Origin of the sequence: Flavobacterium sp. K77, assembly GCF_021608205.1 — a bacterium.
In the GTDB taxonomy this organism is placed as follows: domain Bacteria; phylum Bacteroidota; class Bacteroidia; order Flavobacteriales; family Flavobacteriaceae; genus Flavobacterium; species Flavobacterium turcicum.
The window spans coordinates 140,326-165,553 of record NZ_JAKIHO010000001.1 but is presented as its reverse complement, the minus strand read 5'-3'; the positions used below and the strand labels follow the sequence as shown (position 1 = coordinate 165,553).

Sequence of the window (25,228 nt, the reverse complement as noted above, 5' to 3'; positions counted from 1 at the left end):
CTTTTTTCTTAGTGCAGTTTACAGAATTATTTGCCTAAATTTTCATACTATCATTTGAACCAGAACAATTTATATTTATATTCCCAATATTTTTCTTATTTTCCCGTACTAAAATTACAGCAATATGTTACGACGAAAATTTATTGGAGCTACTACAGCAATTGGTTTGGCAAGTTTGATGGGATTAAAAACCAAGACAACATCGCAATCTGTGCTGCACCAAGTTTACTTTTGGTTGAAAAATCCAGATTCTGAAGCTGATAAAAAACAACTTATCACAGGCTTAAAAACACTAGAATCAATACCAACAGTGCGACAAATTTACATAGGCACCTTAGCATCAACGGAAAAACGCGAAGTAGTTGATACCTCTTGGCAAGTATCAGAATTGTTGTTTTTTGAAAATGAATCCGACCAAAAAATATATCAGGACCATCCCATTCACTTAGAATTCGTAAAAAAATACCAACACCTTTGGGAAAAAGTCCGCGTTTTTGATAGCATTACACAGTAGCTTTTTCAGAAATAATCGCAACAATAAGTCGTTAATAATCTTCAATTTACGAACAATAACTAGTTGAAAAAGAACGGAATTCCAAAAGCACCTCATCTGCAAACAGTTCACAACCAAACCATTTGATTATTCACTATATTTGAACAGTAGTCAAAATACAAAACCACTTTGATCATGGCTTTTAATTGTAACAACAGTTGAAAATAAAGTTCTAAATTGTGTTTTGATTTCAAAACTATAAACTAACTAAAAACCAAACCATATGAATCGAACGCATTGTAAAAAAGTCTTTTATGGCCTTATCATTGCAGCAGCATTAGTGAGTAACGCACCAAGCGGATTCGCTCAAAAAAAGAATGTAAAAAACAAAAACACGGCAGCCATTGCTACAGATAGTGTTTTTAACGCGCTCAAATGGCGCAACATCGGGCCGTTTAGAGCCGGTAGATCCTTGGCTGTTGCGGGTCACGGCAGTCAACCGCTCACCTACTACTTTGGGGCTACCGGTGGCGGTGTCTGGAAAACCATTGACGGCGGAAACGAATGGTTTCCTATCTCTGACAGTGTCTTTAAATCGTCTTCGGTTGGTGCTATTACCGTGGCGCCTTCTGATGCTAATGTGATTTATGTAGGAATGGGCGAGGCCGATATGCGCTCTAACATTTCCTTTGGCGATGGCGTTTATAAATCAGTAAACGGCGGCAAAAGCTGGGCAAAAGCAGGACTAGATAAGGCTGATGCTATTGGTAATATTGAGGTACATCCTACTGATGCCAACATCGTTTTTGCAGCAGCAATGGGAAATCCTTTTCAGTCGAACCCGGAGCGTGGTGTGTACCGATCAAAAGATGGCGGAAAAACATGGCAATTAGTCCTTTCTAAAGATGCTAAAACCGGAGCGATGTGCGTTCGCATTGATCCTTCTAATCCACGAATTGTGTATGCTACCTTATGGGAAGCATATCGCAACGGACACTCGATGTCTTCTGGAGGAAAAGGTTCTGGACTTTACAAATCGACCGATGGTGGCGATACTTGGGTTTCTTTAAACGAAAAACCAGGAATGCCTGTTGGTTTGCTTGGGAAAATAGGAGTTGCTGTTTCGCCTGTAAACTCAAACCGTTTGTATGCTTTAATCGAAAACAACAAAGGCGGATTGTACCGCTCTGACGATGCTGGTGAACACTGGCAACTGATTAACGAAGACAAAAATCTATGGCAACGTCCATGGTATTACATGAATTTACAAACCGATCCTAAAAACGAAAATGGATTAATTGTTTTGAATGTTGATGCTTGGAAAACCAGCGATGGCGGCAAAAGTTTCAAAAAAATAAATGTGGGTCATGGTGATACACATGATGTTTGGATCAACCCGAACAATCCTGATAATTTTATCATTGGTGATGATGGTGGCGGAGAAGTTACCTATAACGGAGGCGAAACTTTTACTGCCCTAGATGTACCTACGAGCCAATTTTACCACGTTTCGGTAGACAATGAATTTCCGTATAACATCTACGGTGCACAACAAGACAATTCTTCTGTTCGTATCGCTTCAAGAACCAATGGTTATGGCATAGGTACAGAATCTTGGTATCCGGTTGCGGGTGGCGAAGCGGGTTATATCGAAGCTGATCCAACCAATTCTGACATTACTTTTGGTGGTGAATACGATGGACAATTAAGTACTTTCAACAAAAAAACAGGACAGTCAAAAGATATTTCTCCTTATCCAGAATCGAACATTGGAGCGCCATCTAATGCTAAAAAATACCGTTTTCAATGGACTTACCCGATTGTTTTTTCGCCTCACAATCCTAAGAAAATGTACGTGACCTCACAAGTGGTGCACGTTACCGAAGATCAAGGAAACTCATTTCAGATCATAAGTCCTGACTTGTCGCGTAATGATCCTAAAACTACTGGAGAAACAGGTGGTCCGATTACTTTAGACCAAACCGGTGCCGAAGCCTATGCTACTATTTTCACCTTATCAGAATCGCCTCTTGAAGAAGGAGTTATCTGGACAGGATCTGATGATGGTTTGATTCACATTACGAAAAACAATGGTGCCAAATGGGATAATATTTCATTACCAACAACGCTTTTACCTGATTTTTCATTGATTAGTATGATTCATACTTCTGAGCATCAAAAAGGGAAAGCTTACGTAGCGGCGAACAAATACATGTACGGAGATCGCAATCCGTATTTATTTAAAACGTCTGATTACGGAAAAACATGGACCAAAATAACGAACGGAATCCCGATCGACGAATATTGTCGTGTATTGCGCGAAGACCCAAACAAACCAGGATTGCTTTATGCTGGTACAGAACGCGGTATTTATGTTTCATTCAATGATGGCGATTCATGGCAAAAACTGAACTTAAACCTTCCCTTGACACCAATTCGTGATTTGCGTGTTCACAAAAGAGAGAAAGATTTAGTAGTGGCTACACACGGTCGTGCGTTCTGGGTTTTAGATGACATTACTCCATTGTACGAAATCAAAGACCAAGTAGTAAAAGCGGATAAACACTTATTCAAACCACGCCATGCCTACCGTATGTCAGGTGGTCAAAGCGATGATACTAGCACCGGAACCAATGCGCCAAATGGTGTTATTGTGCGTTACTACTTTAAAAAGAAACCTACGAACGAGATAAAACTGCAATTTACTACTCCAAAAGGAGATACCATTATCACCTACTCGTCTACAAAAAACTTGAAAGGCAAAGAAATGACACCTTCAAAAGAGTTTTATACCGATACTAAAAAAGCACAACCTGGAACAATTTCAGCACAAGCTGGTATGAATTCTTTTGTATGGAACATGAGATATCCTAATGTAACCGAAGTAGAAGGTACCAATGTAATGTGGGCTGGTTCTGGAGCTGGTGCAAAAGTAGTTCCTGGTACTTATACCGTTAAACTCTTAGAAGGAAAAACTGTAATTGGCGAAGCAGCCTTCGAAATTAAATTAGACCCAAGAGTAAATACAAGTGCAGCCGACTTGCAAGAACAATTTGATTTGCATCAAAAGGTGAACAAAAAAGTGGACGAAGCACATAAAGCGATCAATAAATTACGTAAAATTAGATCGCAAATCAATTCTTATATCTCAAGTGTAAAAGATGCTGTGCTGGTAGAAGAAATGAAAAAAATGACAAAAACTACTTTAGAAAGTCTAGATGCTATCGAAGGAACTTTAATGCAACCAAAAGCCAAAGCACCGCAAGATGTATTGGCCTACCCTATTCAATTGAATGATAAAATGGCTGGTTTGGGTTCAAACATTTCTTCATCAGAGTCAAAACCTACACGCAATGCGTATGTAGTTTACCAAGATTTAGCTCAAAAAATAGATGCTCAAATCAGTAAATTACAAGAGCTGATGGACAAAGATGTCAAGGCTTTTAACAGCTATGTGATGCAACAAAAAGTACCCGCTATTATTTTAGATGAGGATAAAAAATAAGTTGCAACGAATATAAAATTGTATAAAACCAAAAAAGGGACCGTTCATTGTGAACGGTCCCTTTCTTCTTTTAAAAATATTTGTTTTTGAAAAGTTAAAGCAATTGTTAAAAGTTGGAATAGCCATCTAAATGCATCCACTTTTTATCACTGTTAAGTTTAAAAGTGCCAATATGTTCTTTATTCCACTCGTGTGGGCCTATCAAGGATAAAAAATGAACCCCTTGCGCATCGCGATACAAATGGTAAATCTCGCCAATAACTGGCTCAAACGAAAATTTGGCACTATACACGAGTTCGTTCCATTCGTATTCTTGCATCAATTTTTCGTATTGCAACTTGAGTTCATTGAACTTATTCCCCAATTCTTTATTCACATTGTCAATTCCTCTGCTTTTCCAAGAAACTACATCATCAACACGAATAACTGGTGCACCAACACCTGTTGCGTAGGGCAAAATATTGGCATTGTATCCCGCCTCGGCAGTATAAACAACATTATCTGGTTTTTTATCTTCCATTTATTTTCAGCTTATGCAAAGAATAATTATTTTGTTTTGTTTAAATTTTATTCGGCAAAGTTAAACAAAAAATAGTTTTCTAGTAGCTAATCCTGATTACTTTGAATTCAAAAATAAAAATAGTTTCATTGTGTCTATACAACACATATTATTTTTTGTTACATTTGAAACACTTCAATTTAAGCTATTGACCTGAAAATAAACCCGTATGAAATCAAAAATTGTAATACTACCCTCTTTGCTGCTACTTGCTGTAGGCTTGCAAGCACAAACCAAATGGACCGAAACCAACAAAAATACCTATAAACTGGTAGCCAACAAAGGAGGTCAAACCTTAGGCTACTCACCACAATCAGGTATCAAAATCATTCAAGTAGATGGATTTGCGTTCAAAGACTTGAATAAAAACGGGAAATTAGATCTCTATGAAGATTGGCGCAAACCCGTAAACGAACGAGCCAAAGACCTAGCCGCACAAATGACCGTAGAACAAATCGCAGGTTTAATGTTGTACAGCAGACACCAAGCCATTCCAGCGCAAGAAGCAGGCATGTTTACAGGAACCTATAACGGAAAACCTTTCTCACAAAGTGGTGCAAAACCTTCCGCTTTATCGGATCAGCAAATTGCCTTTTTAACCAAAGACAACCTGCGACATATATTAATGACCTCGGTAGCGTCGCCAGAAATTGCAGCACAGTGGAACAACAATATTCAAACCTTAGTGGAAGGAATCGAAATGGGAATTCCAGCCAACAACAGTTCCGATCCTAGAAACGGCGCCAATAAAGATGCCGAATACAATGCGGGTTCAGGCGGAGCTATCTCTCAATGGCCAGAAGAATTAGGTCTAGCTGCCACTTTTGATGCTGCAATTACACAGCAATTTGGGAGTATTGCTGCACAAGAATACCGCGCCATGGGAATCGCAACGGCGCTTTCGCCTCAAATTGATTTGGCAACTGAACCAAGATGGAATCGATTTGTAGGTACTTTTGGCGAAGACCCAAAACTAGCCACCGACATGGCAAGAGCCTATGTAGATGGTTTTCAAACTCCACAAAAATCCATTGCAAACTACAACGGTTGGGGACATCAAAGTGTAAATGCCATGGTGAAACATTGGCCGAGTGGTGGTCCTGAAGAAGCCGGACGCGATGGACATTTTGCCTACGGAAAATTTGCAGTTTATCCGGGAAATAATTTCGAAACACACCTAAAACCATTTACCGAAGGCGCTTTTCAACTGAATGGATCTACCAAAAAAGCATCGGCGGTGATGCCTTACTACACCATATCATTTGGTCAAGATAAAAAATATAATGAGAACGTAGGAAACGGGTTTAGCAAATACATCATCACTGATTTGTTGCGAGATAAATACAGCTACGATGGTGTAGTTTGTACCGATTGGCTCATTACTGCTGATGAGGGTCCGAAACCAGATGTGTTTGCTGGAAAATCTTGGGGAGTTGAATCAATGACCGTGGCCGAAAGACATTACAAAGTGCTGATGGCTGGCGTAGATCAGTTTGGAGGAAATAACGATATCAAACCTGTTCTTGAAGCCTATCAAATGGGTGTAAAAGAGCAAGGCGAAACCTTTATGCGCAAGCGTTTTGAGCAATCAGCAGTTAGGTTGCTTTTGAATATTTTTAGAGTAGGATTATTCGAAAATGCCTATTTAGACCCGAACGAAACCAAAGCTATTGTTGGAAAACCCGAGTTTATGAAAGCGGGTTACGATGCCCAATTAAAATCCGTAGTCTTGCTTAAAAATCAAAACAAAACGCTGCCAATAGCCAAAGGAAAAACGGTCTATGTACCAAAACGCACTACACCTGCGGGAATTAACTTTTTTGGACAACCTTCGCCAGAAAAAATAGAATATCCAGTTAATTTAGAATTGATTAAAAGATACTACACTGTAACCGATGATCCAGACAAAGCTGACTTTGCAATGGTTTTTATCAAAAGTCCGATCAGCAACGGCTACAGCCGAACGGATAGAGAAGCTGGCGGAAACGGATATTTACCCATTAGTTTGCAATTGAGTGACTACACCGCCGTTGATGCAAGAGTGCAAAGTATTGCTGACGGTGATCCCGTGATTGATCCTACTATCAACAACCGTTCGTATGTGAATAAAACGAGTAAATCCAATTCGTATCCTGATTTAAATACCATTTTAGATACAAAAAAAGCCATGAAAGACAAACCAGTTTTAGTAGCTGTATCCATTTCAAATCCGATGGTTTTTAGTGATTTCGAAAAAAATGTAGATGCAATACTGGGAGATTTTGGCGTACAAGTAGAAGCTTTGTTAGATATTGTTTCTGGTAAAACAGAACCGTCTGGCTTGTTACCTTTACAAATGCCCGCCAACATGTCTACTGTTGAAAAACAACTCGAAGATGTACCCCACGATATGATTCCGTACCAAGACAACGTTGGAAATGTCTATGATTTTGGTTTCGGATTAAATTGGAAAGGTCCCATCAAAGATGCCCGAACAGCCAAATACAGTGTCAAAAAATAAAACACAATCTCTCAAAACCACCTACTCAAAAGGTGGTTTTTTTATGAAAAAACTTTAAATTTTTCATTTTTCAATTTACATATCTATCCGTTGAGTAAGGGTAGTTTCTAATTATAATTTTTCGTCAGTTCGAGTTTTTTTCGATAGAAAAAAGTATCGAGAACAAGAAAAATTTCATTAGAAACGATTCTCGATACATTTATTGTTCCGTTTTACTGCACAAAAAATACTCGAATTGACGTTTTCAATAATTAATAGAATAAATTACATAATAATTAAACGCAACGACTTGATTGTGTTAATTCGAAGTAAAAATTAAATCCAATCATCAATTTTTATTTGGCATTTAGTACCTTTAAAGACAATTTTGTTAAAACTTCCATCATGAAAAAAATAACCCTTGTTTCCCTTTCTATATTCTCCATGCTCGCACTAAATTGTGAGGCACAAACCAAACCAAATGATGTAGTTATCAAAGACGAAGTTAAAAATTACACCTTAGAAACCGTTGCTTCGGACATTGCCATTCCTTGGGGAATGACTTGGTTGCCAGACGGTGCGCTATTGGTGACAGAAAAAAGCGGCACATTGTTTCACATTAAAAACGGACAAAAAACAGCCGTTAAAAATGTTCCAAAAGTATATACTCGTGGACAAGGTGGTTTGTTGGATATCACTCTACATCCAGACTACGCGAAAAACGGTTGGATTTACATGACTTTTGCTTCCGAAGAAGGTGAAGGCACGGGAGGAAATACCAAATTGATTCGCGCTAAATTAGTTGACGGTGGTTTAACCCAAATTGAATCGTTGTACAAAGCAACTCCAAATACAACCAAGGGACAGCATTTTGGTTCCCGAATTGTTTTTGATAATGATGGTTATTTATTTTTCTCAGTAGGAGAACGTGGCGAACACTTTGTCAATCCACAAGATATTACACGTGATGGTGGAAAAATTTATCGCCTAAATGATGATGGAAGTATTCCAAAAGACAATCCTTTTGTGGGTAAATCAGGAGCTAAAGAAGCTATTTACACTTACGGAAATCGCAACCCACAAGGAATGGCAAAAAATCCAGTTACAGGCGCCATTTGGGAAACCGAACACGGACCTCAAGGTGGCGACGAAATTAATATCATTCAAAAAGGAGTGAATTACGGTTGGCCCGTAGTGACCTACGGTATCGATTATGATGGCACTACAATTAGTACTCAAAACGAAAAACCAGGCATTGAAAAACCAATTTATTACTGGCTGCCTTCTATCGCGCCAAGCGGAATGACATTTGTAACCAGCGATAAATATCCAGATTGGAAAGGACATTTGTTAGTAGGATCATTAAAATTTCAGTACCTTGAATTGGTCCAATTAAAAGGAAATGAAATTATAGGTCGTCAAAAAATTGCCACCGGAGTCGGTCGTGTACGCAATGTAGCGCAAGGTCCCGACGGTTACATTTACATGGGTGTAGAAGGAAAAGGAATTGTGAAAATTATACCTAATTAAATCATGATCAACACAAAACTATTTTTGGGATTGAGTATGGCATTGCTTGGAAGCATCGCTACAAAGAACTCTTTTGAAACAGCTACATACAGCCGCATTGATAAAAACAACAACTTTGTAACTAATCAAAATCCAGGTAAAGAAATCTATGCCGATTTTTGTATGCAATGTCACGGCGCTACAGGCAAAGGCGATGGAACTAATTTTCCGCCTTTGGATGGTTCTGATTGGCTAAAAAACAAACGTACGGCTAGTATAGCTGCGGTTAAATACGGTCAAAGCGGTCCAATTACGGTCAATGGAAAAAAATACAACAGCAGTATGCCTGCAATGGGACTTACCGATCAAGAAGTAGCTGATGTAATGAACTACATTATGACTTCGTGGAGCAACAAACAAACCAAAGCTGTAACTGTAAAAGAGGTCGCCGCTATTAAAAAGTAAAGTTTTTTAGAAATTCATTTTTAAAAGTAATAGGCTACCGAAAAACCTCCATAATAATTTATTGGATTTCCGGGATAAAAATAACGAGGCGCGGCAGTACCAAATCCTACTGCATTTGGCAAAATATTAGCAGCATATTTTTGATTTAAAGCATTGTTCACTCCAACATTTACTTCTGTTTTCAAACAATTAAACAAGGTAAATAAATAAGTCAGTTTACTATCTAACAGCGCATACCGATCACTGTATTTGGTATTACTGTCGTTCATAGGGATTTTACCAACGGTTTGTAAAGCGGTATTCCAACTTACTCCCATTTTTGTTTGCACATCAATTCCGAAATTAAATTGCGATTGCGGTGCGCCCGTGAGTTGATTTCCAGAATAATCAGCATCACCATCTACAAATTCGTTGAACTTAAAATTATTCAAAGTTCCCGAAGTATAGGTTTTAATTTGTACTTGTTCGCTATTTAAAACAGCATAACGCAACACAAACTCAAGACCAAAATGTGAGCTGCTACCCGCATTGATACCTACAAATTGATCTTCTGCAGTGCGGCGTGCGACTAACAAATTTTTGATTTGAGTAGTGTACAAAGCAACTTCGGTATATAACTTTTGACCCAACCAATTTCCTTTAAAACCAACTTCATAATTCCAACCTAATTCTGGCTTCAAATTGTTGTTAATTTGACCTTGAGGCGTTAAGGTTTCTGAAACTGATGGCACTGAAAAACCGTTGCTAATTGCTGTATAAAGATGTTTTCCTTTACTTACTTGATAGGACAATCCTACTCGTGGCGACCACACAGCGCCAAAGGAATACGGATCACCTTGATTTGTTTCGTTTTTTAATGAATATGAAGTTTCATTGAAAGCCAAACCCGTTTCTAATTGCAGTTTTGCATTTAGTTGCAACTCCATTTGAACAAAAAAAGTGCTGTAATTTCTATTTTGATTTACAGTACTGAAAGCATCTCCTTGCACACTTCCTTGACCCGGCTGCGATTGATACAAATTGCGATACAAAGTATTGTTATATTTTTCCTTGAGCAATTCAGTTCCAAAACTCAGTTCCATGGGTACTGAAAAAAGTTGGTCTTTGAAGTTGGCATGCGCTCGCAACCCTAATGTATTGGTGTTGTCTTCTAAAATATCAAAAGGTCGTGGTTCGTAAGCCACTTTGAAACTACCAAAAACACTCGTTTGTAAGGACCATTTATTTGTAAATTGATGTTGATGTGCAATTCCTAAAAGTACCTTATCGTAAGATTCAAATCCTTTTGCGGCAGCCCAAGTAGGAGCGGCTTTCTCGGGATTGTTATTAAAATCATTTTCGTTAATCGAACTCGGGATAAACGCTTTCAATCGTGTAAAGGTTCCCAAAAAAGACAATTTCCCTTTGGTTCCCAATTGCTGCTTGCCGTGCAAGTTGAATGTTTTACGGTTGTAGTCACTGTTCGCTCTAAATCCGTCTTGCTGCACATTGGCAAAACTGCTGTACCAATTGCTTTTTGCATTAGCAAACCCAACAGTATATTGTTGGTGTAGTAAACCAAAACTGCCTAAAGTGGTAGCCGCTTTTGCAAAATTTTCTCCCGCAGGTGTCTCTTTAGAAAACAGTTGAATAACACCGCCCAAACCCGATCCAAAACTCGTGGCATTGGGTCCTTTTGTGATTTCTATTTTTTCAATTGCGCTTAAATTTAAATCGTCAATTGTGGTTTCTCCTTCGCCGGTAGTTAACGGAATCCCGTCAAAATAAGCTTTGATTTTGGTAGTGCCAAATTGTGCGCGTGCACCAATACCACGAATCATAATTCGGTTGGTGTTCAACGCGCCTTGCTGCATGCTCACTCCTGGAATTGTATTCAAAACCGGAGTTAAAATCAAACCATCGCTTTTATTGATTTCAGCAGCAGTAAGTATTGCAACAGCCGCAGCAGTTTTTTGAACGCTTTTTTGAATTGGTCTGCCTTTCAAAAGAACTTCTGGTAGAGAGATAGTATCTTTTTTCGCTTGCGCAAAAGTTAAGCAGGTACATTGAACTAGAAAGAAACAAAGAATTATTTTTTTTAACAAGAGACTACTATTTAGGGGTTTAAATTGGTGCTTAAAGATAATCTTTTCTCGCACTTAGCTCCAAAGGAAAACTAAATTCATTACTTCAAAAACCGTAAATTATGTAACGGTTTCAAACTTTATTTCAACCAATAATGAATACCTTGCTGTTATAATTAATCTAACTTTATTGCTAGTAATTCCTCAATAATGAAACCCGTTTTAAATCTACTTTTTGCTTTAACATTTTCACTACTATTTTTTTCTTGTCAAAATGAAAAGGCTGCAAAAAAACCAGCCACTGCTCCTATTACAAAAAAAATTCAAACCCAAAAACCACAGCTTGACACAATAGATTACAACAAGCGCATGCTCGCTTTAAGCAACCAAGACACCACCGGAAGATGGCCTGCAGAAAGTCCGTATCCGTTGGTGGGTGCTGTTTTGCCATACCATCGCATCATAGCCTTTTATGGTAATTTATACTCTAAAAGAATGGGCGTTTTAGGCGAATATCCAAAAGACGAAATGCTTCAAAAACTACAATCAGAAGTAGCCAAATGGCAAGCCGCTGATTCAACAGTTCAAGCAATACCTGCGCTACATTATATTGCAGTTTCGGCGCAAAGCAAACCCGGAAAAGCCAACAGGTACAACATGCGCATGCCGTTTAAACAAATTGATACCTTACTAGCTTGGGCCAAACCTATTAAGGCATTGGTGTTTTTAGATGTGCAAATTGGCCACAGTACCGTGAAAGAAGAAGTAACGCAACTAGAATCGTATTTGGCCAAACCCAATGTGCATTTAGGTATTGATCCTGAATTTTCGATGAAAGAAGGTCACGAGCCTGGCAAAAAAATTGGTACACTTGACGCCTCAGATATAAACGATGCAATTGCCATTTTGGCTCGAATTGTACACGAGAAAAAGCTTTCGCCAAAGGTTTTAGTAGTACACCGATTTACACAAGGAATGGTTACCAATTACCAAAACATTAAAAAAGTTCCCGAAGTACAAATCGTGATGCATATGGATGGTTTTGGAAGCCAAATTCTAAAAAAATCAACTTACTTACGTTACATTTATAGAGAGCCTGTACAGTTTACGGGTTTCAAATTATTTTACAAAAATGATAATTGGAATAACTGGAGCATGTATACGCCAGAACAATTGGTTCAGCTTACGCCAAAGCCAATTTACATTCAGTACCAATAAATTTGAGTGAATTACTGGTTGAAAAATCACCTTTAAAAACTAAAAAAGCACTATCATTTCTTGTGAAACGATAGTGCTTTTTTATGTTAAGGCAAGTTATACATTACCTACCTGACAACCACCCCTCAGGATTGATTAAAGTTGAGTTTTGAGAAATCATAAACTTTAAAACTGTCTTTCCGGTATCGCCATTAGTTCTTACTTTCCCAATGCTTTGTTTAATGCTTACTTTATCGCCTTTACTTACTGATACTGAACTTAAGTTTTGATACACCGTAAAATAATCACCATGCAAGATGGTAACGGCTTTGTTCACTGGCGAAATTACCATTACACTTGTTACCTCACCGCCAAAAACCGCACGAGCACTTGCTCCTTTTTCGGTAGTAATTTCAACACCACTGTTGTGAATGGTAATCGTATTAAAAAGCGGGTGTGTTTGGTTTCCATACCCTAGAGAGATAAACCCTTTTTCAACAGGGTAAGGCAAACGACCTCTGTTGGCTCTAAAATTATCCGCTATTAATTTGGCCTCTGGCGTCAATTCAATTTTTGATGATGAAACTGCCGCTTTAGATACTGGTGCGCTTGGGTTTGCTTTTGCTTTTTCTAGAGCTGCTTTTCTGTTTGCTTCGGCGATGGCTTCTCTAATTAACCTATTGATTTGCCTGTCAATTGTTCTGTATTCTTGCTGGCGTTTTTTAATTTCTTGCGCAATCTTGTTTTTGTCCTTCTTAATAGAATTCACCAACTTAAGTTGCTCTTGCTTTTCTTTTTCCAGAGACAAACGTTCTTTTTCGTTCTCGGCAATCAATTTTTGTTTGGCCGTTTTTTGAACGTCTAGCTTTTGATTGAAATCGGCTAATTTGTCTGTTTTAGTTTTAATTTCTTCCCCTTGCGTTTTTCTGTAGCTTGTGTATTGCTTCATGTATTGCGCGCGTTTGTAGGCTTGCAAGAAATTTTCAGACGACAGTAAAAACATGGCTCTACTCTCACTAGACCTGCTCTTGTATGATTTCACAATCATTTTAGCATAATCTTCTTTTAAAATCTTTAGTTCTTTTTTCAGTTTATTAATCTGCACTTGATTAATATACATGTCGTTCTTAAGCAATTTGGTTTGCTTTTCGGTAGTGTTAATTAATTTTTCCTTTAGCTTAATTTTATTGCTTTGAATCGCGATAACGTTCACGACCGTTTTTTCTTTTTTCTTAACGGATTGTAAAAGTTTTTCGTTTTCGCGAATTTCTTTTTGAATTTGCTCTTTGCGTTGTTCTAATTTTTCTTGTTGTGACTCTTGACTCCAAAGTAAGGAAGTCATACAAATACAAATTAGGCTTAGGATCAATTTTGGCATGTGAAAAAAATGTTTTGGCAAATTTACTTAATTAAAATTCTTTTGTAGCCATTTGGCACACTATAAGGAAAAGAAAGTTCTTCGTTAAAAGAAATTCCGTTGTACTCCAATTTTATATCAGTAGTTCCTTTTTTTTGTTGCGTTTGAATAGCAATTTGCGTAGGCAACGTTCCTTGTGCATAATCTTGGTGTGCGCCATACTCCACTTTAATGGTACGTTCTTCAGCAGCTTGAGCCACTTCTTGTTTTTGAACTAAGTAACGTAATGCATCTAAAAAGTATGATTTTGAGGTGCTACCACTATCTTGATCTACCAGTTGGTAACTTTGCTCTTCAAGTTTAACTTGATACTTGCCTTTGTTTAAATTATCGATAGCCTTACCCAATAATAAATTTTGCACTTTTTCATAATCTAAATCAGTACCTAACCATTGGCTCAAACTACTAAAATCGCCTTCAAAATAAGTTCCATTTAATTTCTCGTAATAACTTACTGCTTTTGGTGTAATTAAGGCTTTGGCCATCGTAATACCCAGAAAACGAACACTTACCAAAATTTGTTCGTCTTTTTGTATTTTAATTTCAGCCGTTACGTTTTGTGTTAATTTTTCATCTGCGTAGCGTGCGCTCGACTTAATGTACAATGTAGAAAAATCGATTTTATTGTTGTAATGCTGCTCAATAATTTTTTTTGCAGACATTTCAGCGCTAGCAACTGCGGGAACTGCAGGAGCTTCAGGAGTTGTTCCAACCGCCATTGATTTGGACTTGCATGACAACAACGACACTGAAATTATAAAGAATAGGACACATTTTTTCATTATTTTTTTGCTTTAAGTAATTGATTGGCTTTTGCAAAATACAAGTCTTTTTTCTTGAAATCGCCCAAACCGTTATAGGCTTCTCCTAATTGGATGTTGAAATTCACTTCTAAATCCAATTGTTCTACTACATAATCCATGCCCATTTCGAGATAATCCTTTGCTTTCTTGAATTGTTTTAATTGATTGTTGGCCAGACCTGCATAATAATAAAAGGTAGCCTGTGTTGGAAAACTCTCTACCAAAGCAGTTGCTTTTTTGTCTATTTGGTCAAATTGCTGCACTTCAGTAAGTACTTGCAAGAGCAACAAATGCGTTGCGATATCGCTGTCAGCATTGGTTTTCAGCGCTCTTTCGTAAAAAGGAATCGCTTTTTGGTACAGCTTTTTGTTTTGAAAAAACAGACCTATTTCTTTTGCAACGTTGATGTTTGGATCATTATCAAAATAAGAAACCGCTTTTTCTAAATCAGCGCTGTACTGTGGATTTTTATTGACATAAATTAAAAATTCGTTTAAAATACGATGTTTAATTTTGGAGTCGATTTTGCTACTTCCCAAAACAGTATTCATAGCACTGATAGCTTTTACGGCGTCATTATTATCTAAATAATTTTTGAATAAACTCACCTGCGCCCACTCTGAATTTGGTATGGCTTTTTCTAATTTTTGAACAACTTCAAAAGCTTTTTTTTCGTCGTTATTTTTAGAGTATAAAAAAATCAAATTTAAATAATTCGATTCCTCCTTTGGATTCTTTGCAATGAGTTGTTCGAGGTTTACAATTTCCGAATTTTGATATTTCCCTACTGATAGAATTTGACTTTTGTACAATTCTCTTCTATCTGTTTTTCCAACGTTTTCGTTGAGTTCTTGTATCAAAGTTAAGGCTTTGTCATATTGATTGGTAGCCATATACAGCGACGTTAAATCCTCTTTGTACTTGGAATCGATTGGAATTAATTTGTTTAAAACCGTGATTCCCTGTGCATAGTTTTTGGTTTCATAACTCACATCGTACATGCCAATGTAATTCCACTTATTCTTAGGATCGATGGTGCTGGCTTTTTCAAAAAAAGTAAAGGCTTCAGGATAATTTTTTAAGGCTAAATAATTTTTCCCTAACTCATAAAAAACGGTAGCGTTGTTAGGGCTGATTTTATCGGCCTTTTCAAGAGCGACAATGGCTTTATCGTGATTTTCGATTCCTTTTTGCAGCAAGGATTCGTAGAATAGTTCATGAAATTGATCCGTATCAACTTTGATTTCTTCGGGTTCAATTTGTGCGCACAAATTTGTTTGGAATCCAAAAAATCCAATTAGTAGCAGTACAAAAAATTTGTTTTTCCTATTCATAATTAAACGTAATACTAGTACAATTGACACAAAATCAAAACCTTTTTGAAGTAACAACTCACTGATGTGAATCAGTGAGTTATTACCGTATTTTACTCTAAAACAGAATAATCACCTATGCTGATGCTAGTGAAATTACCATCAAAACTAGCATGATTTCCAATCATGGCATTGTCTAAAACTGCATTTTTGATATGCGAATGCGTTTGTACCAAACTGTTTTTTACCGTACTATTTACCACATGACAACCGTCACCAAGGGAAACATTTGGACCAACAGTAGCATTAATCAACACTACGTTTTTACCAATATAACATGGTGGTATAATAGTTGCGTTTTCTAGTTTTACACTTTCATCAACTAAGGATTCACCATCATTATGTAAAAAACCTAACATTCTAGAATTGGTTTCTACAGTCACGTTTTTGTTACCGCAATCCATCCACTCCTCCACTTTGCCAGGGACAAATTTCATGCCTTTGGCCATCATTTGTTTGATTCCATCATTGATTTGGTATTCGCCTCCGTGAATGATGTTATTGTCAAGCACTAACTGCAATTCGTTTTTAAGTACTGCAATATCTTTGAAATAGTAAATCCCAATAACTGCTAAGTCTGAAACAAAAGTGGCTGGTTTTTCAACCAACTCAACGATTTCATTGTTCGCATTTAATTTTACCACACCAAAAGCTTCTGGTTGGTCTACTTGTTTTACCCAAATTACGCTATCTGCCTCTTTGTCTAAGTCAAAATCGGCACGAATTAGGGTATCGGCGTAAGCAATTACCGCTGGTCCGCTCAAGGATTCTTTGGCACACATGATAGCGTGACCGGTTCCTAAGGCTTCGTTTTGGTAATAAATGGTTCCTTTGGCACCTAGTTTTTGGGCTATAGCCAAAAGTTCTTCTTCCACTTTTTGACCAAAACTTTCATGAATGATAAAAGCTACTTCGTCAATTTGTTGATTTAAAACTCCCGCGATGTCTTCAACCAAACGGTGTACAATAGGTTTGCCGGCAATAGGAATTAATGGTTTAGGAATGGTTAATGTATGTGGGCGAAGGCGTGATCCACGACCCGCCATAGGAACGATTATTTTCATGTTTATTTATTGAAAGATTAAACGATTGAAAAATTTAATGATTATCATAAATCTTTAAATTATTCAATCTTTAAATTATTAAATTTATTTTACTTTTTAACCGCAAAGTTCACGAAGGATTTCGCAAAGCTCGCAAAGTTTTTTTTATTCTATTTAGCCACAGATTTAAAAGATTAAACGGATTTTTGAAACTTTATATTTGAAATTTGTCGTTTAATAATTTTCTAAAACTGTTAACTTCTACTGATTACTATGACTGAATACTGCGACTGTTTACTTTACTCCCGTACTACCAAAACCACCTTCACCTCTTGAAGTTTCTGTCAGTTCCTGAACTAGAGTCCACTCGGCGCGTTCGTGTTTGGCGATAACTAATTGCGCTATACGTTCTCCGTTTTGAATGGTAAAATCTTCATTGGATAAATTTACTAAAATAACTCCAATTTCTCCACGATAATCCGCATCTACAGTTCCGGGTGCGTTTAGTACGGTTACGCCATTTTTTGCGGCTAGTCCGCTACGTGGTCTTACTTGTGCTTCGTACCCAATAGGTAGTTCTATAAAAAGACCTGTTTTTACGATAGTTCGTTCTAGTGGTTTTAAAGTAATTGGGTCTGTGATATTGGCTCGTAAATCCATTCCTGCCGAGGCGATGGTTTCATAGCTAGGCAAGTCGTGTTGTGATTTGTTGATGATGTTGATATTCATAATGTATTTGTTTGAGCTAGTTTTCAGGATCAGATTGTCTTTTTTAGGAAGTGCGCTTTTTTAGCCGTGACCAAAGTGGAAAGCCTTTTTTTATAAAATTGTATTTTCTTCGAGGGTGAAAAGAGCGACTGCAAGAAGCTCCTTTTGAGCCGTAGAAAAAAACAATTTTAGGAAAAAGCTTGAAACGAAGGGCGCGATAAGCTCCTACAAAATTTGATACTACTTCGCTTTACGTTTTAGTATTTGGGTTAATAATTCTTTTTCGTTGTGGTATATAATATAAAGGAACACGAGCAATAACGGGATTCCTACGAAATAATTCTCCCGGAATCCGTAAAATGAAATCGCTGAAAAACCAATTGAAATTATGAGATACATAAAAATTTTACGGCTGTCATACGGTATAGGGTAATATTTGTTTCCGAAATAGTAAGAGATGGTCATCATGCTACCATAAGCGGCTATGGTGGCTATGGCCGATCCGTAATAACTCATGGTTGGGATTAGCAGATAATTGAGCGCTAGTGTGATAATGGCTCCTACGATAGAGATATAAGCACCTACATACGTTTTATCGATGAGTTTGTACCATACGGAAAGGTTGGTGTAAATGCCAAGAAAAAAATTAGCCAAAATAATTAAAGGCACTACTTTCATAGCTTCCCAATAGGACTGGTCTCGAATCATGATTACCTTTAAAACATCGGCAAAAACGATAACCGAGAGTAATATGAACGACCCAAAAATGACAAAATATTTGGTTATTGTGGCGTAGGTTTGCGGTGCATCTTTACTATCAGCATGACTAAAAAAGAAAGGTTCAATTCCTAAAGTGTAGGCCGTACGGTACAAGACCATGAACAAACCGAGCTTGTAACAGGCTGAGTAAACGCCGACCTCTGCATCGGCAATATTGGCTGGCAATAGTTCCGCCAATAAAATCTTATCAAACTGTTCGTTGATGGCAAATGCAATTCCGGCTACCATAATAGGCATTCCGTATTGCATCATGCGTTTCCAAAGTTGGAAATCAAAATGCCATTTTAGTTTTAAATAACTTGGTGACAACACTACAAATGTGAGCAAACTGGCTACAATATTGGATACGAAAATATAACCTACCTGAAAATCAGCTATGTACAACGAGCCTAAAAACCCATCAGGAATTGATTTTGTAATTGCGGGTAAATAACTCAAAAAGAATAAGTTTAGGACCAAATTAACTACAACATTTCCTATTTTGATTAAAGCGTATTTTATAGGTTGCTGGTTGACTCTTAATTTTGAAAAAGGAACAATCACCAAGGCATCAAGCACTAAAATCCAAATGGTGTATGTAATATATTGCGCATCAAGACCAGACCAAATGGCCAATTTATTGCGGAAAAGTAAGGCTATGACCAAAAATACAATTGAGGTCCAAAAAAGTGAAACGGACGCTGTTTCAACAACAGATTTTTTATCATTCTCTTTATTGTAAAACCTAAAGAAAGCAGTTTCAAACCCATACGCGAGAAGTACATTAAAGAAAATCATGTAAGCAAAAATGACAGAAACCTTACCGTATTCAGCTTTAGGAAGTAAATCAGTGTATAATGGAACCAGAATAAAACTGAACATTCGCGGGACAACCGTAGCGAGTCCGTAAATGGCTGTTTGTTTAAAAAGATTTTTATATAAACCCAAAATTATTTTATTTTACAGAGGTCAATAGGAACAAAAATAGGCAATTGTGTGGTGACTTTAACCATTGGTGAAGCAGATATCCTAATTGATTTGTGAAAACTGTTTTCTAGAAAAAGTAGCATTCTTAAGATAAACCGTCTTCGTTGATAATTTTTAAGAAATGAAAACCTTTGGGCGCGTATCCTTGGTTATAATAAAAACGATGTGCATTGAAGTTTCCTGTAAAAGCATCTAATACAATCATAGTGCAACCAAGTTCTTTGGCTTTCGCATCTACATAATCAGTCATCATTTTACCAATTCCTTTTTTACGGTGATCGGGGTGAACAATAAAATTATCAATTTCGAGGTACTTGCCTGACCAAAGCTTTGTTCCAGACCACAAACCAGAAAGTCCTACACAAACAGCGCCTTCAAAAACAGCAATTTGCTTGTAGTTGTGCGGAATCATATCCGTAAGATAGGCATCGTATTTTTCGAAAGTAAAGTTGGTGTACAAATGTAGCATGACATCGTATTGCGCCAGCATTTCTTCTTTGGTAGTAAGTTCTATAAGGTGTAAATCCATGTTCGTTTTAAAAATGTAAAATTAGAGAAAAAATCAGAGGAATAGAAAAAGAAAAAACAAGGAAAACGATTATGTTTATGAACTTAACCAGGAAATTAAATTTATCACAAACCAGAGTACAAAAAAAAGAGCCAACCGAAGTTGACTCTTTGTATTATAAAACGATAACATGTTTATCTTTTCAAAGCCTCGGGTTTTGAAAATTTGAAAAAATACGTTTTTCTTATCCTTTCAAGCTTCGCATTTTGAAGATTTGAAAAACTACGTTATTCTTATCCTTTCAAAGCCTCTGCTCCACCAACGATTTCTAAGATTTCGTTTGTAATTGCAGCTTGACGCGCTTTGTTATATGTTAATTTCAATTGATTTCTCAATTCAGTTGCATTATCCGTTGCTTTGTGCATTGCTGTCATACGTGCTCCGTGCTCAGAGGCAAAAGAGTCACGGATACCTTTATACAATTGTGTTTTCAATGATTTAGGAATCAAAGTCAACACGATTTCTTCTTTCGATGGTTCAAAAATATAATCACCAGCAGTTTCAGCTGCATTGGCTTTTAAAGATGCTAACGGTAAAAATTGCTCTGTTTGAACAATTTGCGTAGCAGCATTTTTAAATTGGTTGTAAATCAACTCAATTTTGTCATACTCACCTCCAACGAATTTCTCCATTAAAGCATCCGCTATTTTAGCAACATTATCAAAAGTCAAATCATCAAAAACAGTACTTTGGTTACCAACAACGTTTAAAGTTTTGCTCAATACGTCGTTTCCTTTTTTACCAATGGCAAAAACATCAACTTGTTTTCCTGTGTAATAATCGGCACGGTTTTTTGCTTCTTTGATTGCATTGGTGTTAAACGCACCTGCTAAACCTCTGTTAGAAGTAATAACCACCAACAACACTTTTTTAACTTCGCGTTGTGTAGTGTACTCACCACCGGCATCACCTTCTAAAGTAGCAGAAAGATTTTGCAATAATTCCGTTAATTTTTCGGCATAAGGGCGCATTGCTGTGATCGCATCTTGTGCTTTCTTTAGCTTTGCTGCAGAAACCATTTTCATAGCCGATGTAATTTGCATCGTCGATGAAACGGAAGTAATTCTATTACGGATTTCCTTTAAGTTTGCCATTTTTTGTATAGTGAAATGTGAATCGTAAAAAGTGAACAGTTATACTATTCACTTTTCACTTTTCACTAAATTAGTTAAATTTTGCTGATAATTCTTTAGCTACAGTTTCGATTACATCTGTAATTTCGTCTGTTAATTTTCCTGCTTTCAAAGCATCAAGTGTAGGTCTGTGCTTCGCATTTAGGAATTCTAAGAAATCTTTCTCGAACTCTCTTACTTTGTTCACAGGAACATTTTTCAACAAGTTTTTAGAACCTGCATAAATAATAGCTACTTGATCTTCAACAGTATAAGGATCATTCAAACCTTGTTTCAAGATTTCAACGTTTCTTTTTCCTTTTTCGATCACATTTAAAGTAACAGCATCCAAATCAGAACCAAATTTAGCAAACGCTTCCAATTCACGGAATTGTGCTTGATCTAGTTTTAAAGTACCTGATACTTTTTTCATTGATTTAATTTGAGCGTTACCTCCAACACGTGATACCGAAATACCTACGTTGATCGCTGGACGAACTCCTGAATTAAACAAATCACCATCTAAGAAAATCTGACCATCAGTGATCGAAATTACGTTAGTTGGGATGTATGCAGAAACGTCACCAGCTTGAGTTTCAATGATTGGCAAAGCTGTTAATGAACCACCACCTTTTACAATAGATTTCAATGAATCTGGTAAATCATTCATGTTTTTAGCAATTCCGTCATCAGCAATTACTTTACAAGCACGCTCTAATAAACGGCTGTGTAAGTAAAAAACGTCTCCAGGATAAGCCTCACGTCCCGGTGGTCTTCTTAATAAAAGAGAAACCTCACGGTAAGCAACCGCTTGTTTAGATAAATCATCATAAACAATTAAAGCAGGACGACCTGAATCTCTAAAATATTCACCAATAGCAGCACCTGCGAAAGGAGCATAAACTTGCATTGGAGCTGGATCAGAAGCATTAGCTGCAACAATCACAGTATACGCCATAGCACCTTTTTCTTCTAACATTTTAGCAATTCCTGCTACAGTAGAAGCTTTTTGTCCAATAGCTACGTAGATACAAAATACTGGTTTTCCAGCATCGTAAAATTCTTTTTGATTTAAGATAGTATCGATACAAACAGTTGATTTACCTGTTTGACGGTCACCAATAACTAGCTCACGTTGTCCACGACCTACTGGAATCATTGCATCAACTGCTTTGATACCTGTTTGTAATGGCTCAGTAACTGGCTGACGGAAGATAACTCCAGGAGCTTTTCTTTCCAATGGCATTTCGTATAAGTCTCCACCAATTGGTCCTTTTCCATCAATTGGAAAACCAAGTGTGTTTACTACACGTCCTACCATTTGTTCTCCTACTTTAAGAGAAGCAATACGTTGTGTTCTTTTTGCAGTAGAACCTTCTTTGATACCAGTAGATGGTCCTAAAAGTACCACACCCACGTTATCTTCTTCAAGGTTCAATACAATAGCTTCTAAACCATTGTCAAACTCCACTAACTCTCCATATTGAACATTAGAAAGCCCGTAGATACGAGCAATACCATCTCCAACTTGAAGTACGGTTCCTACTTCTTCTAGTGTAGCACCAGATTCAAAACCTTCTACTTGCTTTCTTAATATTGCTGAAATTTCAGCAGGTTTAATTTCCGCCATCTTACTTTATGATTTAAACACTTAAATGTGCAATAAACTAATTACTTAACTCTCTTTTTAATACTTGTAATCTGTTAGCAACAGAAGCATTGTACTGCTTGTCACCTATTCTTAAAATAAATCCTCCAATAATTGCTGGATCTACTATATTTTGTATGCTTACCTTTTTATCAGATAACAATGCTATTTTAGCCAAAACTTTTTCTTCTAATGCAGCATCCATTGGTACAGCAGTAGTTACTTGCGCTTGCTCCATTCCGTTAGCAAAGTCAAATAATTTCCCGTACTCAACTGCGATAGATTCTAAGATTTCGAATCTCTTGTTTTCAAATAACAATTGAAACAAACCTTTAGTAACCGCATTGCTATCAGCAAAAACTTCTAATAAAGCATTTTGTTTTACTGTAACTTTGATAGTTGGGTTCTGAATAAAAGTACTCAATTCTAGGTTGCCATTGATAGCTGTAGCAATACTATTCATATCACTATTCACTTCAGTAGCCACACCTTTAGCATTAGCTAGGTCTAAAATTGCTTTTGCATAACGACTTGCTGCTCTAGTACTTGCCATAATTAGTTCAATTTAACGTCACCCAACATGTTCTCAATCAATTTAGTTTGAGATTCTTTGTTAGATAGTTCTTCTCTTAATACTTTTTCAGCAATACTCAAAGACAAAGTAGATACTTGTGATTTCAATTCAGCCATAGCAGCATTTTTCTCAGCAGCAATAGCTGTTTTCGCTTGCTCGATCATACGTGCACCTTCTGCTTGCGCATCAGCTTTTGAATCAGCGATCATTTTTTCTCTCATATCACGAGCTTCTTTCAACAAAGCATCACGCTCTAAACGTGCTTCTTGTAAAATACGCTCATTTTCTGCAGTTAAATTTTGCATTTCTAAACGTGCTGTTTCGGCTGCAGCCAAAGCAGAGTTGATAGAATCTTCTCTTCCTTTTACGGCGCTTAAAATTGGTTTCCAAGCAAATTTACCAAGCAAGATAAAGAAAACTATAAAGATGATAGAGGTCCAAAATATTAAACTCTCTGGTGCTGTTAAATTCATATTTTTATATTTAAAAAGTTTGTTTTAGAAATAAAAACTTCTTGATACCAACCGTATCAAGAAGTTTTAAGCTTTAATTATTGTGCAATTAACGCAACAACTACTGCGAAAAGTGCAACACCTTCAATAAGTGCAGCAGCAATAATCATAGCAGTCTGGATTTTTCCAGCAGCCTCAGGTTGACGAGCAATAGCGTCCATTGCAGAACCACCAATTTTTCCAATACCTAGACCTGCACCAATAACAGCTAATCCAGCTCCGATTCCAGCTAATACCATAATACTAAATTTAATATAGTTAATAATTAATAAAACACAAATTAATGGTGGTCGTGCTCTTCAACAGCCTGACCAATAAACAATGCAGTTAACAACGTAAACACATAAGCTTGCAACGCAGCAACCAACATTTCAAGTACACTCATGAACAATACGAAAGCTCCAGAAATTGGTGCAACCGCTACTGTTTTGAATATAAATATTAATGAGACTAAACTCAAGATGATAATATGCCCTGCAGTGATGTTAGCGAATAAACGAATCATCAATGCGAAAGGTTTTGTCAACATACCAATAATTTCTACTGGTATCATAATAGGATACAATGCTTTTGGAACTGGTGGCAACAAAATGTGTTTCCAGTAATCTTTGCTTCCGCTGAAACTAGTTACGATAAAAGTAAACAAAGCCAATACAAATGTAAAGAAGATGTTACCCGTAAGGTTGGCACTAAATGGGAAAAACGGTATTAAACCAATAAGGTTGTTGATCCAGATAAAGAAAAAGATCGTTAACAAATACGGCATGTATTTCGCGTATTTTTTGATTCCGATATTTGGGATAGCAATTTCATCTCTTACAAAAATAACCAACGGCTCTAAGAAACCAGCGATTCCTTTTGGTGCTTTTGGGTTTTTCTTGTACGATCTTGCTACTGCAAAAAATAAGAAGAATAAAACCAAAGCCGACATTAACATAGAGAAAACATTCTTAGTTATAGAAAAATCAAGAGGTCTTGCATCAAATTCAAATGCACCGTTCTTTTTTTGATCTTCAGTTAATGTTTCAAATTTATCTGCGTAAAAAATAACTTCATTATAACGAACCAATTTTTGACCGTTTACATCTACAACATGATGTCCTTCGTTATCGTGGTGAAATTGCTCTGCTGAGAAAATTTCCAAACCAGAGTTTGTCCATAAAATAACAGGTAAGTAAAACGAAATCGGGTGACCCGCCCAATCAGCAATATGGAATTCATGCGAATCACCAATGTGCTCATTGATCAATTCCGTAGCATTGAATTCTTTTTCAGCAGAATGACCCGCTTCAGCATGCGCATCAGCAACAGTTGCCACGCTTTCGGTATGATTTTGAAGACTATCCGCGGCTGGGTTTGCGAAATTTACCAACGGCATACACGCTACAAAAGTAACTAACAGGAATTGAAGTGATTTTTTTGAAATTACCATTATTAATTGTGTATCTGATTTT

The 25,228-nt window shown here is 37.0% G+C and carries 21 protein-coding genes; 6 read left to right on the top strand and 15 right to left on the bottom strand.

Annotated elements, in window-relative coordinates; translation table 11 throughout:
• The first annotated feature begins 124 nt into the window (after positions 1 to 124).
• A complete protein-coding gene (locus L1S34_RS00765; RefSeq protein ID WP_236362145.1) occupies positions 125 to 514 on the top strand; it encodes a Dabb family protein in 390 nt (129 codons plus the stop codon).
• A gap of 262 nt (positions 515 to 776) precedes the next feature.
• Entirely contained in the window at positions 777 to 3,998 is a 3,222-nt protein-coding gene (locus tag L1S34_RS00760; RefSeq protein WP_236362144.1) for a WD40/YVTN/BNR-like repeat-containing protein, read from the top strand.
• A gap of 106 nt (positions 3,999 to 4,104) precedes the next feature.
• Here the strand turns inward: L1S34_RS00760 and L1S34_RS00755 are convergent, their stop codons facing one another.
• Positions 4,105 to 4,518 carry a DUF2452 domain-containing protein gene (locus L1S34_RS00755; protein WP_166132679.1) on the bottom strand — a complete coding sequence of 138 codons (414 nt, stop codon included), beginning with the start codon at positions 4,516 to 4,518 and terminating at the stop codon, positions 4,105 to 4,107.
• Between the two features lie 208 nt (positions 4,519 to 4,726).
• Between L1S34_RS00755 and L1S34_RS00750 the strand changes: the two genes are divergently transcribed.
• From L1S34_RS00750 to L1S34_RS00740, 3 genes are all read left to right on the top strand, one after another.
• The gene (locus L1S34_RS00750) at positions 4,727 to 7,057 is read left to right on the top strand and encodes a glycoside hydrolase family 3 protein (RefSeq protein ID WP_236362142.1); all 2,331 of its coding nucleotides are present in this window, start codon (positions 4,727 to 4,729) and stop codon (positions 7,055 to 7,057) included.
• 384 nt (positions 7,058 to 7,441) lie between these two features.
• On the top strand, positions 7,442 to 8,566 hold the full coding sequence (locus tag L1S34_RS00745) for a PQQ-dependent sugar dehydrogenase (RefSeq protein ID WP_236362140.1): 1,125 nt from the start codon (positions 7,442 to 7,444) through the stop codon (positions 8,564 to 8,566).
• 3 nt (positions 8,567 to 8,569) lie between these two features.
• Positions 8,570 to 9,010, top strand: a complete 441-nt coding sequence (locus tag L1S34_RS00740) for a c-type cytochrome (RefSeq protein ID WP_236362139.1) — start codon at positions 8,570 to 8,572, stop codon at positions 9,008 to 9,010.
• 20 nt (positions 9,011 to 9,030) lie between these two features.
• On the opposite strand, the gene L1S34_RS00735 is transcribed toward L1S34_RS00740, so the two are convergent.
• On the bottom strand, positions 9,031 to 11,094 hold the full coding sequence (locus L1S34_RS00735; protein WP_236362137.1) for a TonB-dependent receptor family protein: 2,064 nt from the start codon (positions 11,092 to 11,094) through the stop codon (positions 9,031 to 9,033).
• A 189-nt stretch (positions 11,095 to 11,283) separates the two neighbouring features.
• Between L1S34_RS00735 and L1S34_RS00730 the strand changes: the two genes are divergently transcribed.
• The gene (locus L1S34_RS00730) at positions 11,284 to 12,291 is read left to right on the top strand and encodes a hypothetical protein (RefSeq protein WP_236362136.1); all 1,008 of its coding nucleotides are present in this window, start codon (positions 11,284 to 11,286) and stop codon (positions 12,289 to 12,291) included.
• A gap of 103 nt (positions 12,292 to 12,394) precedes the next feature.
• On the opposite strand, the gene L1S34_RS00725 is transcribed toward L1S34_RS00730, so the two are convergent.
• The 13 genes from L1S34_RS00725 to atpB form a co-directional block, all read right to left on the bottom strand.
• Complete coding sequence (locus L1S34_RS00725) at positions 12,395 to 13,612, bottom strand: murein hydrolase activator EnvC family protein (protein WP_236362133.1); 1,218 nt, start codon at positions 13,610 to 13,612, stop codon at positions 12,395 to 12,397.
• A 59-nt stretch (positions 13,613 to 13,671) separates the two neighbouring features.
• Positions 13,672 to 14,406, bottom strand: a complete 735-nt coding sequence (locus L1S34_RS00720) for a DUF4292 domain-containing protein (RefSeq protein ID WP_370637555.1) — start codon at positions 14,404 to 14,406, stop codon at positions 13,672 to 13,674.
• Positions 14,407 to 14,468: 62 nt separating this feature from the next.
• Entirely contained in the window at positions 14,469 to 15,824 is a 1,356-nt protein-coding gene (locus tag L1S34_RS00715) for a tetratricopeptide repeat protein (protein ID WP_236362129.1), read from the bottom strand.
• A 92-nt stretch (positions 15,825 to 15,916) separates the two neighbouring features.
• Complete coding sequence (locus L1S34_RS00710; protein ID WP_236362120.1) at positions 15,917 to 16,927, bottom strand: sugar phosphate nucleotidyltransferase; 1,011 nt, start codon at positions 16,925 to 16,927, stop codon at positions 15,917 to 15,919.
• A 273-nt stretch (positions 16,928 to 17,200) separates the two neighbouring features.
• Positions 17,201 to 17,635 carry a dUTP diphosphatase gene (gene dut, locus L1S34_RS00705; RefSeq protein WP_236362115.1) on the bottom strand — a complete coding sequence of 145 codons (435 nt, stop codon included), beginning with the start codon at positions 17,633 to 17,635 and terminating at the stop codon, positions 17,201 to 17,203.
• A gap of 219 nt (positions 17,636 to 17,854) precedes the next feature.
• Positions 17,855 to 19,321 (bottom strand): lipopolysaccharide biosynthesis protein, encoded by a 1,467-nt coding sequence (locus L1S34_RS00700; protein WP_236362112.1) that lies wholly within the window; start codon positions 19,319 to 19,321, stop codon positions 17,855 to 17,857.
• Between the two features lie 124 nt (positions 19,322 to 19,445).
• Positions 19,446 to 19,889: a GNAT family N-acetyltransferase gene (locus L1S34_RS00695; protein ID WP_236362110.1), complete on the bottom strand. Its 444-nt coding sequence runs from the start codon at positions 19,887 to 19,889 to the stop codon at positions 19,446 to 19,448.
• A gap of 272 nt (positions 19,890 to 20,161) precedes the next feature.
• On the bottom strand, positions 20,162 to 21,022 hold the full coding sequence (gene atpG / locus L1S34_RS00690; RefSeq protein WP_236362100.1) for an ATP synthase F1 subunit gamma: 861 nt from the start codon (positions 21,020 to 21,022) through the stop codon (positions 20,162 to 20,164).
• 70 nt (positions 21,023 to 21,092) lie between these two features.
• A complete protein-coding gene (atpA, locus tag L1S34_RS00685; RefSeq protein WP_236362098.1) occupies positions 21,093 to 22,670 on the bottom strand; it encodes a F0F1 ATP synthase subunit alpha in 1,578 nt (525 codons plus the stop codon).
• Between the two features lie 37 nt (positions 22,671 to 22,707).
• Positions 22,708 to 23,241: an ATP synthase F1 subunit delta gene (atpH, locus tag L1S34_RS00680; RefSeq protein ID WP_210791104.1), complete on the bottom strand. Its 534-nt coding sequence runs from the start codon at positions 23,239 to 23,241 to the stop codon at positions 22,708 to 22,710.
• Positions 23,242 to 23,243: 2 nt separating this feature from the next.
• Positions 23,244 to 23,735 carry a F0F1 ATP synthase subunit B gene (locus L1S34_RS00675; protein ID WP_166132663.1) on the bottom strand — a complete coding sequence of 164 codons (492 nt, stop codon included), beginning with the start codon at positions 23,733 to 23,735 and terminating at the stop codon, positions 23,244 to 23,246.
• 77 nt (positions 23,736 to 23,812) lie between these two features.
• Positions 23,813 to 24,013 (bottom strand): ATP synthase F0 subunit C, encoded by a 201-nt coding sequence (gene atpE, locus L1S34_RS00670; protein WP_026708812.1) that lies wholly within the window; start codon positions 24,011 to 24,013, stop codon positions 23,813 to 23,815.
• A 41-nt stretch (positions 24,014 to 24,054) separates the two neighbouring features.
• Positions 24,055 to 25,206, bottom strand: a complete 1,152-nt coding sequence (gene atpB / locus L1S34_RS00665) for a F0F1 ATP synthase subunit A (RefSeq protein ID WP_236362085.1) — start codon at positions 25,204 to 25,206, stop codon at positions 24,055 to 24,057.
• Positions 25,207 to 25,228: the final 22 nt, after the last annotated feature.